Consider the following 15,100-nt stretch of genomic DNA (forward strand, 5'->3'; position numbering starts at 1 on the left):
ATGAATAAAAATATTAAAAAGAATCTCAGACGAACAATTCTTTACTTGCATCAGTATACAGCAGGGAAGTCAATTGAAGAAATAAGAGATAAATATAAACTTGATCCTAAAAATATCCTCAAGCTTGGAAGTAATGAAAATGTTCTAGGTTCATCAAAAAAAGCAATAAAAGCAGCAACTCTAGCATTAGAAAAAGTAAACCTGTATCCAGAAGTTGCATCAAGCAAGTTAGCAGCTAAGATAAAAAGTTTGTTTGGATTAAAAAACGTAGAAGTAGTAGTAGGAAATGGCATGGATCATGTTTTTGAAATGCTTGCAAGATTGTTTTTAAATAATGGAGATGAAACTATTATTTCAAATCCTACATTTTCATGTTACGAACTAAATACCTTATGGGCTGGTGCAAAATCTAGAATAATTCCACTGTTAAAAAATAATTTCCAGTTAAATGTAAATAAAATACTAAAACTAATTAACAAAAAAACAAAAATAATTTTTATTTGCTCACCAAATAATCCAACTGGAAATTTAATGAACAAAGAAGATATTAAAACAATTTTAAAGACTGGTAAAATTGTTTTCCTGGATGAAGCATATATTGAATTCGGTGGTAAATCCCTTGTTAAATGGATTGAAAAATATCCTAATTTAATTATAGGAAGAACATTTTCAAAAATATACGGGCTTGCTGGTTTTAGAGTTGGTTATGCATTTATACATAAAAGTTTAGTTCGTTATTATTTAAATTCTATTACTCCATTTGTAGTCTCAAGACCAGCTCAAGCTGCTGCTTTAGCTGCCTTGGATGATAAAAACTTTGTTAAAAAAACCATTAAGATGGTAAAAAATGGAAAAAGATTTTACTACAAAGAATTTAAAAAATTAGGAATAGAATATATTCCTTCAGATGCTAATTTTATTACAATTAAGACAAAGAAAAAATCAAAAGAATTAGCAGACAAGTTACTAAAAAAAGGAATTATAGCTAGAGAATGTTCTAGTTTCGGACAAGGCAGTGAATATCTTTTAAGAATTACAATTGGGACAAGAGAGCAAAACAAGAGAGTTGTAGAAGAAATAAAACCTTGCAACCTTGAAACCTTGTAACCTAATACGCTTGTACTCTTGTAGAATAATCTCTAATAATTCTAGCTGCTTCTTCATTTGCTAAAAAACTTCTTGCAATTGTACTTATTTTTTTCCCACTACTTAAAAAAGCAGGTTCATTTAACATGTATTGAATTTGATTCTTTAGAGAACTTGTACTTAGATCTTTATAAGACAGCCTTGCAGCTAAGCCTAGCTCACAAAGCCTCTTAGCATTTGATTCTTGTTCTACTTGAGCTGAATCTGGCACTACTAAAGCAGGCACACCTAAAGTAATTAATTCCATTGCTGTGCTATGTCCTGCTTGAGTAATAATTAAATCAGCATTTGAGTAATATACTGCAGGATTATCTACAAAACCTACAAGGAGTAAATTAGGCAGCTTTAAATCAGAAGTAAAATCACTTAAGACTATAATTAAATATTCAGGCAGTTGTTTAGCTAAAGACAATATTACATCAAATAAAGGTTTTCTGTATTTGTGTCCCCCTAAAGTACAAACTATTTTTTTCTTATAAGCATGATGACTTAATAACAAAGAGTTTTTATCATTTGAGCTTACAATTGATTTCCAACTCCATGGCAACAATGGTCCAATGAAACGTTGTTTTTTCTTTACAAAAGATTCATTACATAAAAGTGGCAATGACAATGAATATGGTGGAGGGAGATCTGGAATAAATATCTCATCACATGCTTCAAGCCAGTTTTTTACAACCTTTAGAAAAAAAGGTTCAGTTGCATTAGTTAGAACAGCTTTAGTTCCAACTCTAAGCCATTCCTTAAAAGACTTTTCAATTAAGCTATCTTCCAAGTCATTTATTTCAGCTTCAAAAAAAGGTGCAAAGGTAGTTTGATTTGTTAATAAAATACATGGAAGCCCAAGTTTCTTAGCAGCAAATATTGGTGCACTTCTAGAATCAGAAACAACACAAGTCACACAATAATTTTGCATTATTTTTTTTTCTTCTCTAATAATTTGATTTATAGCAACAGGCCATGAACTGTTTTTTAAGATAGTTAAACCAATATCAAACTCGCCATCTCTCCCTACAAACTTAATTTCAGGATCTACTTCAACTGTTTGATAAGAAGTATTTTCAAGTCTTTTTAAAACATAACCATAACTACTTAAGATAACCTCATTTGGATTAAATTGATTTGCAATTGCTAAAGCTCTGCTTGAGTGACCATAACCTTCGCCATTAATTGAAAAATATATTTTATGTCTTATCTGTCTTCTTTCAATTTCATTTGAAGAAAGCAGATTGGTAGAATTTTTTCGTAATATTTGGCTTTTCATAAGATTATTATAATATGTTAAAATCACGGAGTATGCTTACAGAAACAGCAAAGCAAATAGTTATAAGACTTGAAAATGTTAACTGTTACTACAATAATTTCCTGGCAGTACAGGACGTGTCTTTAGATATAGAAGCAAATAAAATTACTGCCTTAATAGGCCCTTCAGGGTGTGGTAAATCAACTGTACTTAGAAGTTTAAACAGGATGAATGATGCAGTTCCAGGTGCAAAAATAGAAGGTTCAATATTTATTCACAATGAAAATATTTATAGTAATGGTGTAGATCTAATAGAACTTAGAAGAAGAATTGGAATGGTCTTTCAAAGACCAACTCCTTTCCCTATGAGCATTTATGACAATGTTGCTTATGGACCAAGAATGCACGGGATTAATCAAAAAAAAGTCTTAGACGAAATTATTGAAAATAGTCTGAAACAAGCAGCACTTTGGGAAGAGATTTATGACAAACTTGAACAACATGCATATGAACTTTCTGGTGGTCAGCAACAAAGACTGTGCATAGCAAGAGCACTTGCAGTTGAACCAGAAATTTTACTTTTAGATGAACCTTGTTCCGCATTAGATCCTATTGCTACTTTAAAAATTGAAGATTTACTAAATGAATTAAAAAAACAATTAACAATAATAATTGTTACTCACAACATGCAACAAGCAAGCAGAATATCTGACAACACTGCATTTTTCTGGACAACAGAAGAAAGAACTGGTTTTTTAGTAGAATACAATGCTACAGCACAAATATTTAGCAGCCCAGTGGATAAAAGAACAGAAGACTATATTACTGGAAGATTTGGATAATGGCAGAAATTGTTTCACTAGATCAACTCCAACATAAGATTGATTTCTTAAAGTCTAAAAATAAAAACTTAGTAATAGTAGCAACAAATGGATGTTTTGATATCTTACATGTTGGTCATATAAGATCTCTTCAAAAAGCAAAAACTTTAGGTGACATTTTAGTTGTTGGAATTAATAGTGATAATTCTGTAAAAAAATTAAAAGGCAATAATAGACCAATAATTAATGAAAATGAAAGAGCTGAAGTTCTTGCAGCATTAAGTTGCATTGATTATATAACACTGTTTTTTGAAGAAACTGCAGAAAATTTCCTTGAAAAAGTTAGGCCAGATATCTATGTTAAAGGCAGTGAATATACTTTAGACAAGTTACCTGAAGTAAAAGTAGTAAAAAAGTTAGGTGGCAAAATAGTCCAAATACCAATGATTCCTGGTATCTCTACTACAAGTATTATTCAAAGTCTTAAAAAAATTTAAGAATCCTACTCTATCTTTTTTAGGAACATTTTTGCTAATATAAAGTTAATAAAACATTAAGGAACCAAATGCCTGGTTTTGCAAACTTATAAAAAATGTGCTTGGTATTAAAGGAGTAATATATGTTTAATCTATATAAAAACAAAGAACTAAGCTGGGAAATAGCCTATATAGCAAGGGAATTAAGACATAAGAAAAAAGTTACCTTAAGCTGTTTAGAAAGTGAAACACCAATAGTTCTTGAACAGCTTGGTTCTTTTAGTAGCTCAAATCCCATAACATCTAAAACAATTAATATTCCAAACTCTAGAGAGGTTTTTCTTGAAATAATAAATTAGCTTTCTAAAATTTCTTTCGAATTATCAAACTTTTCTTCTAAAGCATCTGCAACTTCCAGCAACATGCCTAGTCTTCTTAACCTGTCTTCCTTACAAATAATATCTTTTGCAATATCTTTTCTTTTTTGATACAGCTCACTGAGCTCTTTTGCTAAATTTCTAAATTCTTCGGTAACTGTTGCCATAGCTGCCCTCTGTTTATTTCAATCAATATCTAATAAAAACATCGGCAGCTACAAAGCAAACAAAAGGGTAAATGGTGTTATCCCTATGCAGCTTCACCTACTACACGTTTTTTTGCAAAATCACGGAAAGAAGTAATTAAATTTGTAACTCCAGACTTAATATCAATTGAAGGAAACATCTGTGCAACTGATTCATCTTCTAATTCTTTTTGAACATCTAGAATTTCTTTCCTGAAATTCCCTGTATGATCAAAAATCAATTCGTTTGCTAGCGGGAAGAACTTTAGTGCTGTATGAACTAAAAATCCAAGTACACCTTTATGGAAGAACTTAGCAAGTATAGGCATACTTAAATTTAATGGTGTAAAAATTGCACCAAACAAATTTGTATAGTATTTAAGTTCTTCAGAAGTTACTGAATGTGCAATTCTTGTAGCCCATGAAACTATTTTTGCTACATAGTACTTTTCTGGTTCTTTATCAAATACTTTTTCCAGATCGCTACTATTGGTTAAAGAAGCATAAAGTTTTTTTATAAAGCCACCTTCACCAGTATCATCAGTAAATTGTTTTGCAAATTGTTGGTATCCTTTATAATCACCTAGTTGTTTTAAAATACCTGTTAAACACCAAGAAGCAACAGTAGTACCTTTTCCTACTAACCTATCAAATCCTTCATCTACTTTTTTAATTATTCTTTGTAATTTATGCTCATTTAGATCCAACGATGTAATTTCAATTTCTCCAATAACTTTTTCATCTTCTTTGTTATTAGGTTTAAGAGATTTATGAATGCCCTGGATTTCTTTTACATAATTTCCCATACACTCACTAATTTCATAACCCCAAGGATTTATTAAAACCATAAAATCAAATAATTTAACTTTAGGGAATAACGATTTTAACCACGGCATAGCAATATTCTGTATAGAAAAAACAAACGGGAAAAATTTAGCAAAACCTATTGGCAGTCTATTATAAGTATCTAATAAAAAAGAAGCTAACTTAGCAAGTTTTATACCTGCCTTATCATCTCCAAATGCTGTATTTAAAGACTCTTTAGCTTTTAACTCATCATCTTCTTTTGCTTTCCTATATGCAGTAAGATTCGAGACAAAATTTTCACTTGTTAATTTATTTTTTACTTGTTCAAAATCATCATCATCCTTAAAACCAAATGATCTAAGAAAAAAATATTCAAGCCATCCAACTAATGTAGTTCTTCTATGAAAAGCTCTTTCCATTATTTGAGAAAGAAAATGTAAAGCCCCTTCTTGTATTTCACCTTCTTGTGGTACATAACTATCTTGGCCATTATCTAATTCTTTTTTTATTTCATCTAAATCTCCAACCTCTTTTTTTATTATTAAAATTTCCTCATTGGTTTTACCATTGGAATCTTCTTCAAACTTCCAGCCATTTTTATTAACTTCACCACTAGCTACCTTTACTCTTTTTAATTTATCAAGTTGTTCATTAGACAACTGTACTTTCTCTTTTAAGTACTTAAGGAGAGTTTCTCTTCCACCTTCTAAAACAGTAATTGGATTTGTTGTTATCATAAGAAATAGCGTTCAGCTTTCAGCATTTGGCCTAAGTTAATTTTTATCTTATAGTTGTCTATAATTATTTTCTAAAATAAAAACCAAGTCTCTTTAAAGACCTAGCTTTTAAGCTGATTTTATCAATTCTTAACCTTAAAAGGGAACCTTTTCTTAATCTTCGGTAAAAATAAACCATTTAACTTACTCTTCTTAACCTAAATAAGGGAATAAGAACCTTATGAGCAAAGTTGCAGTAATAGGTGGATGTGGAAGATTAGGATTTAAATTATCACTTGTTCTTGCATGTAAAGGACATACTGTTTCAATTATTGATATTGATGAAGAAAAAATAAATGAAATTAAAGGTGGTTGCTTACCTTTTGTAGAAAAAGGAGCTGAAATATATTTAGAAGAAGCACTAAAAAAGAAAACTTTAACTTTAAATTTAGAACATGACATTGTTTCAAAAGCAGAAATCATAATAATTACAATTGGTACACCTGTTGATTCAAATTTAAATCCAAGCTTAGAACCAGTTGCTGGAATAATTTTTGATCTTTCTAATTATTTGAAAAAAGGTCAGTTAATAATTTTTAGAAATACTTTATCACCGCAAATTGTAGATAGAATTAAAACCTTGATTGAAGATAAGACAGGACTAACGGTAGGCCAGGATATTTATCTAGCATTTGCACCTGAAATAGCTAATGAAAATGCAAACATAAATGATATTTTAAAATCCCCACAACCAATTGGAACTTACGACAATGAAAGTTTTAAACTAGCTGAAAAGTTTTTTAAAACAATTACAAAAGGGAAAATTACTCAGTTAAATCCAGAAGAAGTTTTACTTGCAAAACTTATGAAAAACATGTACACCTACATTCAAAATGCTTGTGCAAATGAGTTTTATTTAATAGCTGAAGCTTACAAAGCAAATATTCACAAAATTCTTGAATCAATAAATAACAAAGAAAATAATATTCCTCTCCCAAATGCAAACGCCAGTGGCCCAGGACCACATAAAGAAGGATGGTTTTTAGTAGATAAAATCCCATTTGCTGAGCTGGTTACAACGGCATTTAAAATCAATGAATCACTTCCAAATTATCTTGTACAAAAACTTGAGAACTATAAAGTAAATAAGGTAGCAATTCTTGGGATGACAAATAAACCCAATTCTGATGATGTAAGATCATCACTTAGTTACAAACTAAGAAAAGCACTTTACTATAAAGACTATAATGTTGCTTGCTACGATCCTTATCTACCTGAATATTCAGATTCATCAGTTTTATTACATTCAGATGTAGTTATTTTAATGACTCCACATGATGAATTTAAAGATCTTGAAAAAATTAATAAATTAATAAACAATCCTAAGTGTGTTTACTTAGATGTAAATGGATTTTGGAAGGGATTAAAGACTAAATCTCATCATGCAAAATAAAAACATTTTATATTTTCTTAAATATATTGATAATAGCGAGCCATGTTTTAATTGTTGTACGGATCTTTGTTCTATTAAATTTAACTTCCTAGCTTCCTAACTTTCTCAAATGCGGTTAATATGTTTTCTTGGGTTAGGACTTGTGGAGCAAGTTGCACAATTGCATCTGTAAATTGTTCATCAGTTAAGTTTAACTCTTGGACACGAATTGCTAATTTTTTTGCATCTGGTGCTGGGGTACCTATTTTTTTTACCTTAAGTCCATAAACAAGAGAATTAATCGTTCCTTCCATTAAACCACTTACCCTAGGATCAAAGTGATATCTAATTACACCAGGACGTTTTTTTAATTCACTTAACATGTCCTCTTGAGTAACTTGTCCTTGAGTGGATTTTACATAGTCTTCAAATACCTTTTCAACAGTTGCAGGTGTATAGTTCATTACTGTTTTGCCCGCCTCAGCATAATTTACTTGACCTTTAATTCTTCTAGATTTTACATATGGCTCTAAGAAGCGTTTTGCAAATAATGTGCCTTGCTCTTCTGTAAAAAGTTTATGGAATATAAATATCTTTTTATCTGATCTTCCTTCCCTCATTACACCGTAATCTACATATTTATACAACTGCTCCTCAATTGAACCACTATATCCTTTATCATCAATTGAGCTAACATCAATTTCTTCAGTTAGTGGTAGATTAGTTGTCATAATAAGAACAACTTTTGTTGATAAGTGGGATTCAGTTCCTTTTGGTTCCATTTGAGAGAGGAATGCATCAGTTGGTATTTCATTTAGGTTAGCACCTTTTCTGGGAGGAAGAATCTTATTAACTTCATCCATTAATAAAACACATGGTGCAGTCTTGTTTACTGTATGAATAAACTCACTAACAGTTTGAGGCTTTTCTCCATGTTTAATTTTTACATCGCCTTTCTTAACGGTAACCATACCAGGAGTTAGCAAAACTAGTGGAAGTGCAAGTTGGTTTGCAATAGTTTCAGCAAGAGAAGATTTACCAGTTCCAGGTGGTCCTGAAAGTAAAAAAGTTCTATGCGTTGCACTGTTACTATCATTCCCGTAGAGACTTCTTACAGCAGGTTTCAGCACAAGTCCTTTTAAACCATGCGCATCTACGTATCCTTCTTCATCATTAAAGCAACGGGTTAATTTGTGGTTCAAAGCTAATGCTTGAGCTGGTACAGAATCTAGGCCTAAGTGTGGCTCTGTAAAAAACTCATATCCTCTTGGAGTAGCTCTAAAGAAAATAGTGTCCTGGACAATTTTTCTACATGATTGTAAAACACGGTTCTTATTTTCTTGGTTTACAAACTCCCTATATGGACGTGGTGGATCATTACCAATTGCAATCCTTTTTTCCATCAGTTGATTTAAATATTTAAAGAACAGTAGCCCTTTCTCTGAATTATTTTGAGTTAATTTCTGTCCTAGTACTTCAGTATCAAGTTTTAAAAGATCTAATAAACTCAAGAGTGCTTCATTAAGGTCTTCTTTTGTTTTGTAGCTATCAAACTCAGATACTACTTTTAGCAAGTTTTTTCTTTTATCTTCTGGTAAACCACCTAGAACTTCCATCTGGTCGTTATCAAATGAAGTGAAAAAGCAATTTCTTGCTTCTTCGTTTGACATTGGGGTTATATCATTAGCCCATTTTTTGAACACTACAAATCTCTTTTCATTTAACCGTTGTTGAGCTTCTAACTTTTCAGCTTCCTCGTTCCATTGTGCTTTTGGGATTTCAGAAGAAAGCTCAAGCACACCGCTTATTGTAGTAGGCACCATTATATGGTAATTAGGTGAAGTTTCGCCTAATTCATTTTCGTTTTTAAATGCTTCTACAAGCTTTTCTCTAAACTTCTCAACTTCATCTCTGAACCTGCGTGGAACTGAAACCAATGGCGTCCTTAGATAAAGCGGATCAATTCCATACAATCCTTCTTTTGTTTCTTGCTCTTCAATTGTTCCTTCTTCTACTTTTTTTGCTCTTTCAAGAAACTCTTTCATTACAGAGTAGATTTCCATCCTGTATGTTGGTGTCTTTAAATCTGGTACTGGAATCTTGAATCCTCTTATAGGTAATTTCCAGTTTAAAGTTATTATTCTTCTAATACAGTCAAGTGAAGATTTTTCACCATATATAAGGGGAACTTCATGAGGTTTTTCAAGATACGGAATAAAAATATCTTTTACATCATTAGGATCAACTACAGTATCACTTCTTAGATAAAGAGCCTCTAATGCTAATAATAATCCTCTAGCTGTGCGCTTATGTTCTAGGAACTCATCAAGGCTTGCCTGAGAATGTTGTGTACTGCCAAGCAACTGAATAACTGCCCTTTGTACATCATTCATAACATTTTTTGGTTTATTAAAGTCAGCCTCAAGTATAGCTTTTGCTACACGCCGTGGAGTTCTTAAGTTCACTGACAGGAGATCATCATTAAAGTATTCTTCCCCTCCTAAAGATTTAACAGCTTTTGCAATACACCCATCAATCTCAGATCTTGCTTGTCTAGCTGCAATATTCTTTATAAGCCATTTTGCACCTGCCCAAGCAGGAGGTATTAAAGCAAAAACATACTGCCAAGCTGCAGCCAGATTTTTTATATCAGCTTCACTTTTTAGCTTTTGGATTAATTCTATTTTTTGCCTAAGATGAGGTTCATAAGCCACTTGATCTTGATTTTCTGCAACTCCTATTGAATGTGCACTTGAACTTTCTTCTTCAGGAATAACTATAAGCTTTGCTTCTTTTACAATTATGTTTCCGGGCCAGGTCGGTGGTGTTTGTGTAATACTGTTTACTGTAGTCATAGTCATCTTTTATTTTTTAGAAAAAGTATACAGTCTTTTCTAGGTATCCTCAAGTTTCTTTAATTTGCCTTTTTGGTTAAGGACTGTCAAGTACCCAAAAGAATTTCAAAAACACTAAAGCTTGCTGATAATTTAGTTTTTTAACCCAGATTAAAATAAATATTTAGTCCGGTTAAGAGTAAGCTGGCTTCTTAACCTAAGTCGTTTAGTATCAAATTAGATAATTTAACATTTCTATTTAAGTAAATTAATATTGTAGATAAACAATGCCACCACCAGTAAATGATGTAACAAAAGTAGTGAGCTTTCCATTTAGGCCAGTTGGCTTCAAGCCTCAGCAAGGTAAACAAGTTACCACAGATGATATCAAAGATTGGGCAAGAAAAGAAGATCGTGGTATCATTCAATGCCTACCTCATTTTGCTGTTTGGACAGCTGTAGGAACAATAGCTAGTGCATTAATAGGCTTTGTAGGTATCAAAAAGGATAGCAGACTTTGTAAATGGCTTGGTGGAATCTTGGGAATAGTTGGAATTGCAAGCAGCGGGTTTGGGGTATATCTTGCAAGACTTTGCCAAACTGCCAAAACGGAAAAGAAATCAGAAGAAGTACATGAAAAGTTTTTCTTTGAAACACCTATTACAAATTCTTTGAAAAAAATATCAAAAGAAGATGAAACTAATAGAGATGAACTTAGAAGAAAATTAATTGGCGAGCACATGAAAGAAAGAGATAAACTTAAAGCTCTATTTGAAAAGTTAAAGACTGGGAATGATGATGAAGGGTTACGTAAGGAAGCCGAGTGCTGTCTCAATATTATTTCTGAACTAGAAAAAGAAATCAATGATGCAATTACTCGTTTGAAAGATAAAGATGTTAATAAGGAACTTAGATTGAAAGCAAGAGACATTTTGAAAAAAGCTTTATATGAACAAAAAGATCAGAAAGCAATGAAAGCATTAGCTGAATGTGCAAAGGACAAAAGTGACGATCCAGACATTAGATCAGAAGCATTAATGGCCTTGCCTGAAGAAAGTCATGTTAATTTATTGTTTGATGTACTTACAGACCCAAATGATGATCAGGGGATTCGTCATATGGCAGCAACTCTCTTGCGGAATCTTATAGAAAGAGACAATACAGAAGTTATTAATAGGTGCAATAGTCTGGTTAATAGCAATGACCAAGAAGTTAAAGATTTTGCAGAAAGTGTAAATGAAAGGATAGAGGAAAAAAAGAGAGATTCGAATAAAAGTTAATTGCTTTAATGAAGTTAGCTATCCCAAAAATCACAGTACTGCCATCAAGTGGGCTTTTAAGAGGAAGGTGTTCAAAGGCTATCTTTATTACAAAACACAATTTACAAATTAATCAAGATGTTGTTGAAACTGAGACACAACAAGTTACTAGACCAACCGCAAAAAATTGGTTATTTCTTGTTGAAGGACACAAAAAATATTCTTGTGCTGAGAACGTGTTTTTAGATAGTTTAATAGAGCACTTTGAAATTAGAGCCGAAGATCCAATTGAACCTCCATTTACCGCAAATGTTGCTGAGTCAGCTTCAATTGAAAAACTGCTTGCTGCACTTTCAATTTTAGTTATGGACTATTTAGATTTTATGGCAGATAGCGATATAGAACAAATGAGAGATGAACAGCTTGAAGCATTTTTTGATCTGAATGTTAATGCAGTAGCCAAGACTTTTGAGGTAAGTCCAAAAAGATTAAGAAAAGAGTTTGATAAGCTCAAGTGGAATAATGAACATTTACTTGGTGAACAAATTCTTAATCTTTCAGAAAAAAGAAGGAAACTAATAGATGAATCAAACTCTTTAAGTAAAACTAAGTTAGTTGGAATACTAAATGAAAATGCCCAACCTAATTTATTTGTAATGTCTGGCATTGAGCATGCTACAATTTTTAGTCAAGAAAAAGATATGTAAGAAAGAATTCAATAAATTAAAATGGGCAGATGAAGAAAAGCTTGCTAAGCAGCTCTTGCAGCTCTCAGAAAAGAGAAAAAAGCTTATTAGTCAGTCTAATTTACAAAGCAAAGAAAGATTGGTTAAGATATTAGTTTCCAATAAAGAGCATAAGTTGTTTATAATGTCAGATATTAAGCATGAGCCTGTATTTGCAGTCAAAGAGGTTTGTAAAACTGAGAAACTGGTGGAGCAAGAAAAATGAGAATTGAAAAAGCACCCAACCCTCATCAATTAAAGATTTTCAGTTCTCCACTTGGCAGCGAGATTAAAAAATCTCAAAACTCTGATACCCTCAAAAACTCTAATGATGTTGTTGATGCTCCCAAAGAGCCATCATTAAGGAATCAAATTTTATTAATCCAAAGAGCCAAGCTAAATCTTGGTCTTGAACCTTTAGCAGCTAGCAACATAGGGTACTATATGCAGCGCCTGAATAATCATAACTCCGCTGTTTTTGGAAGGAACTCATCATTAGCTTCAATACTTAATAATCTGTTACTTGAATTAGACAAAGAAAAACCCATTAGTGATGAAGAATGTAAAAAACTGCGGAACTTTGGAAGAGATGCTCAGATTGTCAAAAATTGGCTCAAGAATTCTATTTTGAAAATTGCATGTGATAGCTCTTATACGATGGGTGCCTTCAATGTCTCTCCAACTATTGAAACCCGAGAGATCGCTGCAAAAGTTTTTGTAAGATTTCTGGAGTGGATGGGCGGCGCACTAAGTGATATAAATAGAGAAATTGGTTCATTATTAGAATCACCATATTTGTTAGTTCGGCGGCAAGGAGCTTATGCTGCTCTTAAGACTTACAGGCTTGGTAAGAGATATTTTTGGTACCCTTGTCATTTAGCAAGTGTTCTAGAAAAAGAGAAAGATGATCTTTCACGGATTATTATGGCTGGAGCAATAGCTTTGGCAGATCCAAAATGTATTTTGACTAAACTCTACAATAATAACGATTTCTCCAGACTAATAGAACTTGTTTTATCAGATCCTAACCTAGAAGTAAGAGCTACTCTTTTAGCCGGACTAAGAGACTTGACAGAAGCAGAAAATAAAGCAGGCAGATATTTTAAAAACTTTTCAGAAGTTCCAGAGCTAACTCCTACAGATAGAGCTGAGTGTTTTAGATATTCTGCAAGATGTGTTGAAGAGTTTATCGATAAGAGACCTCTTAGTGAAGATGAAGCTATGATATTAAACAATTCTTTTGGTGTTATTGCTCCTTTACTAAAAGGAATAGGAGATGAAAGTATCATAGAAGGTCATGTGCTTGAAGAATATGTAAGGTTAAAAAATAGGATTGCCCAACTTGATTTATTTAATTTGGTACAAGTCGCTGCTAAGCACAAATTTAAAGATGATAGCGGAGAAGATATAGGATTGTGGGAGAATGTTTCACCTGTTTTTTATTGGATGTTATTAAGAAGAAGTGAATCTACTAAAAAACCTATGGTAGATTACTTTAGGTTGAAAAGAAAACTTTCTGAAAAAAAGGAGAATGCCTCAGATTCTCATGCAGTGGAAGTATTTAACAAAGCCTCAAGCAAGATAAATGATGCTATTGAGTGGTCCTTAACTAAAACTAAGTCAGAGGAGATAAAGTGGGGCGATTATACAGAATTTAATTTAGCAGCAGGTGATCTTTTTGAACTTTTGGGAACATCCGAAAATTTTTGCAAGCTTGCGGTTTTAAACTTAATTGATGACTTAAGAAAAAATGGGTTAGAGCTAAGTGGTGGTGGAAGGTTTCTACTTCATAAAGCCCTTGATGATTCAAATAGACTTAAGCTAAAAGATACTTTAAAGTCACTTATTTACTCATCAGAAATGAGCGGAGAAATAGTTGCAAGCCCACCAGCAACAACTGCTCAAGGCAAAGCTTTACTTGTCTATAGAGAGATGGCACCATCATTTAAGGACTACTTTGGAATGGTTGATTTAAAAGAAAGAGCTTTGGGAATAGCATTAAGTTCTATAAATAGCAATAGATTTTCAAAAGGCCTTTTGTTTTCAGGTGCCCCAGGTACTGGTAAATCACATTTCGGCGAAGTTCTTGCTAATGAATTAGCGTTACCTTATGAACTATTATCCGATGGAATGATTACGGAAACTGAGGAAGAACAGCTCTTAATAGTAGAAAGTGCTGAAAGGAAGTACACCCTTGATCAGTACATTGAAAAACTTGCAAGGCATGGCAGATGTGTTGTATTAGTTGATGAAATTAACAAGATGGCAAACCCCGGTAATCAAGTTAGAGCAAGTAGATTTTTAGTTTTATTTCAAAAATTACAACAAGCTAATCTACATCCAATATTAATTGCAACAACTAACTTCCCAATCCTAGATAACGTGAATGAATTCCCTATAGATGAAAAGGGTTGCTCAAGGAAGCTTGACAAGCTTTTAAAAGAGTTTGTCCACCCGGATGTATTTGGTTTCTTTGAACCATGTTATTTATTTCATAAGAAATTAGTAGGCTATGGATTTACAAAAGGTTACTTAAAGCATTTAACTCAGAAAGGGGAAATCACTGGTGATATAGATTTTGAAGCTGTCGGAGATCTTGCAAAAGGACTAAGACCACTGCAAATAATAAATACAATTTCAGAAATTCCAGAGCACCCGTTTCCTTCTCAAGCTATTAAAAGTGAGCTGAGAAAGTTAAAACTAGACACTAATGAAATTAAGCAACTACAAAACTTAATAGCAGGTACAATTAACATACTTAAACTTTCTATTGATGGCAAATTAGATCTTTCTGAGTTAGCTCTTGCAGCTGAAGATATTCCTACTAAATCAATAGCTAAGATTTTAAAAAGTGTACCTACTCCGTTAACACAAACTTCTTTGCTTGAACTTTTTAGAAACTATGACAGAAGACAAATAATTCCTCAAAAAGGAGGGATGGGCATCGTAGTTAAAAGACTAAAAGACTTGTGGTCTTGGTTTAAGTAATGGGTGAAATAAGATTATTGCAGCTACTATTCCATGATGGTCTAATATCTTTGTTGTTACTTTCACTACATAACTATTCTCATAAAACCTT

13 protein-coding genes are annotated in these 15,100 nt (G+C 32.4%); 9 read left to right on the forward strand and 4 right to left on the reverse strand.

Annotated elements, in window-relative coordinates:
* Positions 1–1,107 carry a histidinol-phosphate transaminase gene (locus HYY52_01910; protein ID MBI2995451.1) on the forward strand — a complete coding sequence of 369 codons (1,107 nt, stop codon included), beginning with the start codon at positions 1–3 and terminating at the stop codon, positions 1,105–1,107.
* Position 1,108: 1 nt separating this feature from the next.
* On the opposite strand, the gene HYY52_01915 is transcribed toward HYY52_01910, so the two are convergent.
* Positions 1,109–2,410: a hypothetical protein gene (locus HYY52_01915; protein ID MBI2995452.1), complete on the reverse strand. Its 1,302-nt coding sequence runs from the start codon at positions 2,408–2,410 to the stop codon at positions 1,109–1,111.
* Between the two features lie 14 nt (positions 2,411–2,424).
* Here HYY52_01915 and pstB point away from each other — a divergent pair, with 14 nt between their 5' ends.
* The 3 genes from pstB (at position 2,425) to HYY52_01930 (ending at position 4,045) form a co-directional block, all read left to right on the forward strand.
* Positions 2,425–3,231, forward strand: a complete 807-nt coding sequence (gene pstB, locus HYY52_01920; GenBank protein MBI2995453.1) for a phosphate ABC transporter ATP-binding protein — start codon at positions 2,425–2,427, stop codon at positions 3,229–3,231.
* Positions 3,231–3,707 (forward strand): D-glycero-beta-D-manno-heptose 1-phosphate adenylyltransferase, encoded by a 477-nt coding sequence (gene rfaE2, locus HYY52_01925; GenBank protein MBI2995454.1) that lies wholly within the window; start codon positions 3,231–3,233, stop codon positions 3,705–3,707. Before pstB ends, rfaE2 begins: the two co-directional genes overlap by 1 nt.
* A 122-nt stretch (positions 3,708–3,829) precedes the next feature.
* Positions 3,830–4,045, forward strand: coding sequence for a hypothetical protein (locus HYY52_01930; GenBank protein ID MBI2995455.1), 216 nt, complete (start codon positions 3,830–3,832; stop codon positions 4,043–4,045).
* Here HYY52_01930 and HYY52_01935 read toward each other — a convergent pair.
* The gene (locus HYY52_01935) at positions 4,042–4,230 is read right to left on the reverse strand and encodes a hypothetical protein (GenBank protein MBI2995456.1); all 189 of its coding nucleotides are present in this window, start codon (positions 4,228–4,230) and stop codon (positions 4,042–4,044) included. The two genes, HYY52_01930 and HYY52_01935, sit on opposite strands and share 4 nt — an antisense overlap.
* Positions 4,231–4,313: 83 nt before the next feature.
* Positions 4,314–5,792 carry a hypothetical protein gene (locus HYY52_01940; GenBank protein MBI2995457.1) on the reverse strand — a complete coding sequence of 493 codons (1,479 nt, stop codon included), beginning with the start codon at positions 5,790–5,792 and terminating at the stop codon, positions 4,314–4,316.
* 220 nt (positions 5,793–6,012) lie between these two features.
* Between HYY52_01940 and HYY52_01945 the strand changes: the two genes are divergently transcribed.
* Positions 6,013–7,224 carry a nucleotide sugar dehydrogenase gene (locus tag HYY52_01945; GenBank protein MBI2995458.1) on the forward strand — a complete coding sequence of 404 codons (1,212 nt, stop codon included), beginning with the start codon at positions 6,013–6,015 and terminating at the stop codon, positions 7,222–7,224.
* An 80-nt stretch (positions 7,225–7,304) separates the two neighbouring features.
* Here the strand turns inward: HYY52_01945 and HYY52_01950 are convergent, their stop codons facing one another.
* Positions 7,305–10,058 (reverse strand): AAA family ATPase, encoded by a 2,754-nt coding sequence (locus HYY52_01950; GenBank protein MBI2995459.1) that lies wholly within the window; start codon positions 10,056–10,058, stop codon positions 7,305–7,307.
* 266 nt (positions 10,059–10,324) lie between these two features.
* Here HYY52_01950 and HYY52_01955 point away from each other — a divergent pair, with 266 nt between their 5' ends.
* From HYY52_01955 to HYY52_01970, 4 genes are read left to right on the forward strand one after another with little or no spacing between them, the layout of a single operon-like run.
* Positions 10,325–11,317, forward strand: a complete 993-nt coding sequence (locus tag HYY52_01955) for a hypothetical protein (protein ID MBI2995460.1) — start codon at positions 10,325–10,327, stop codon at positions 11,315–11,317.
* Positions 11,318–11,325: 8 nt separating this feature from the next.
* A complete protein-coding gene (locus HYY52_01960) occupies positions 11,326–12,003 on the forward strand; it encodes a hypothetical protein (GenBank protein ID MBI2995461.1) in 678 nt (225 codons plus the stop codon).
* Positions 11,969–12,247 carry a hypothetical protein gene (locus HYY52_01965; protein ID MBI2995462.1) on the forward strand — a complete coding sequence of 93 codons (279 nt, stop codon included), beginning with the start codon at positions 11,969–11,971 and terminating at the stop codon, positions 12,245–12,247. Before HYY52_01960 ends, HYY52_01965 begins: the two co-directional genes overlap by 35 nt.
* Entirely contained in the window at positions 12,244–15,009 is a 2,766-nt protein-coding gene (locus HYY52_01970; GenBank protein MBI2995463.1) for an ATP-binding protein, read from the forward strand. Before HYY52_01965 ends, HYY52_01970 begins: the two co-directional genes overlap by 4 nt.
* The last annotated feature ends 91 nt before the right edge of the window (positions 15,010–15,100 follow it).

This window comes from Candidatus Melainabacteria bacterium, assembly GCA_016193285.1.
Classification (GTDB): domain Bacteria; phylum Cyanobacteriota; class Vampirovibrionia; order 2-02-FULL-35-15; family 2-02-FULL-35-15; genus JACPSL01.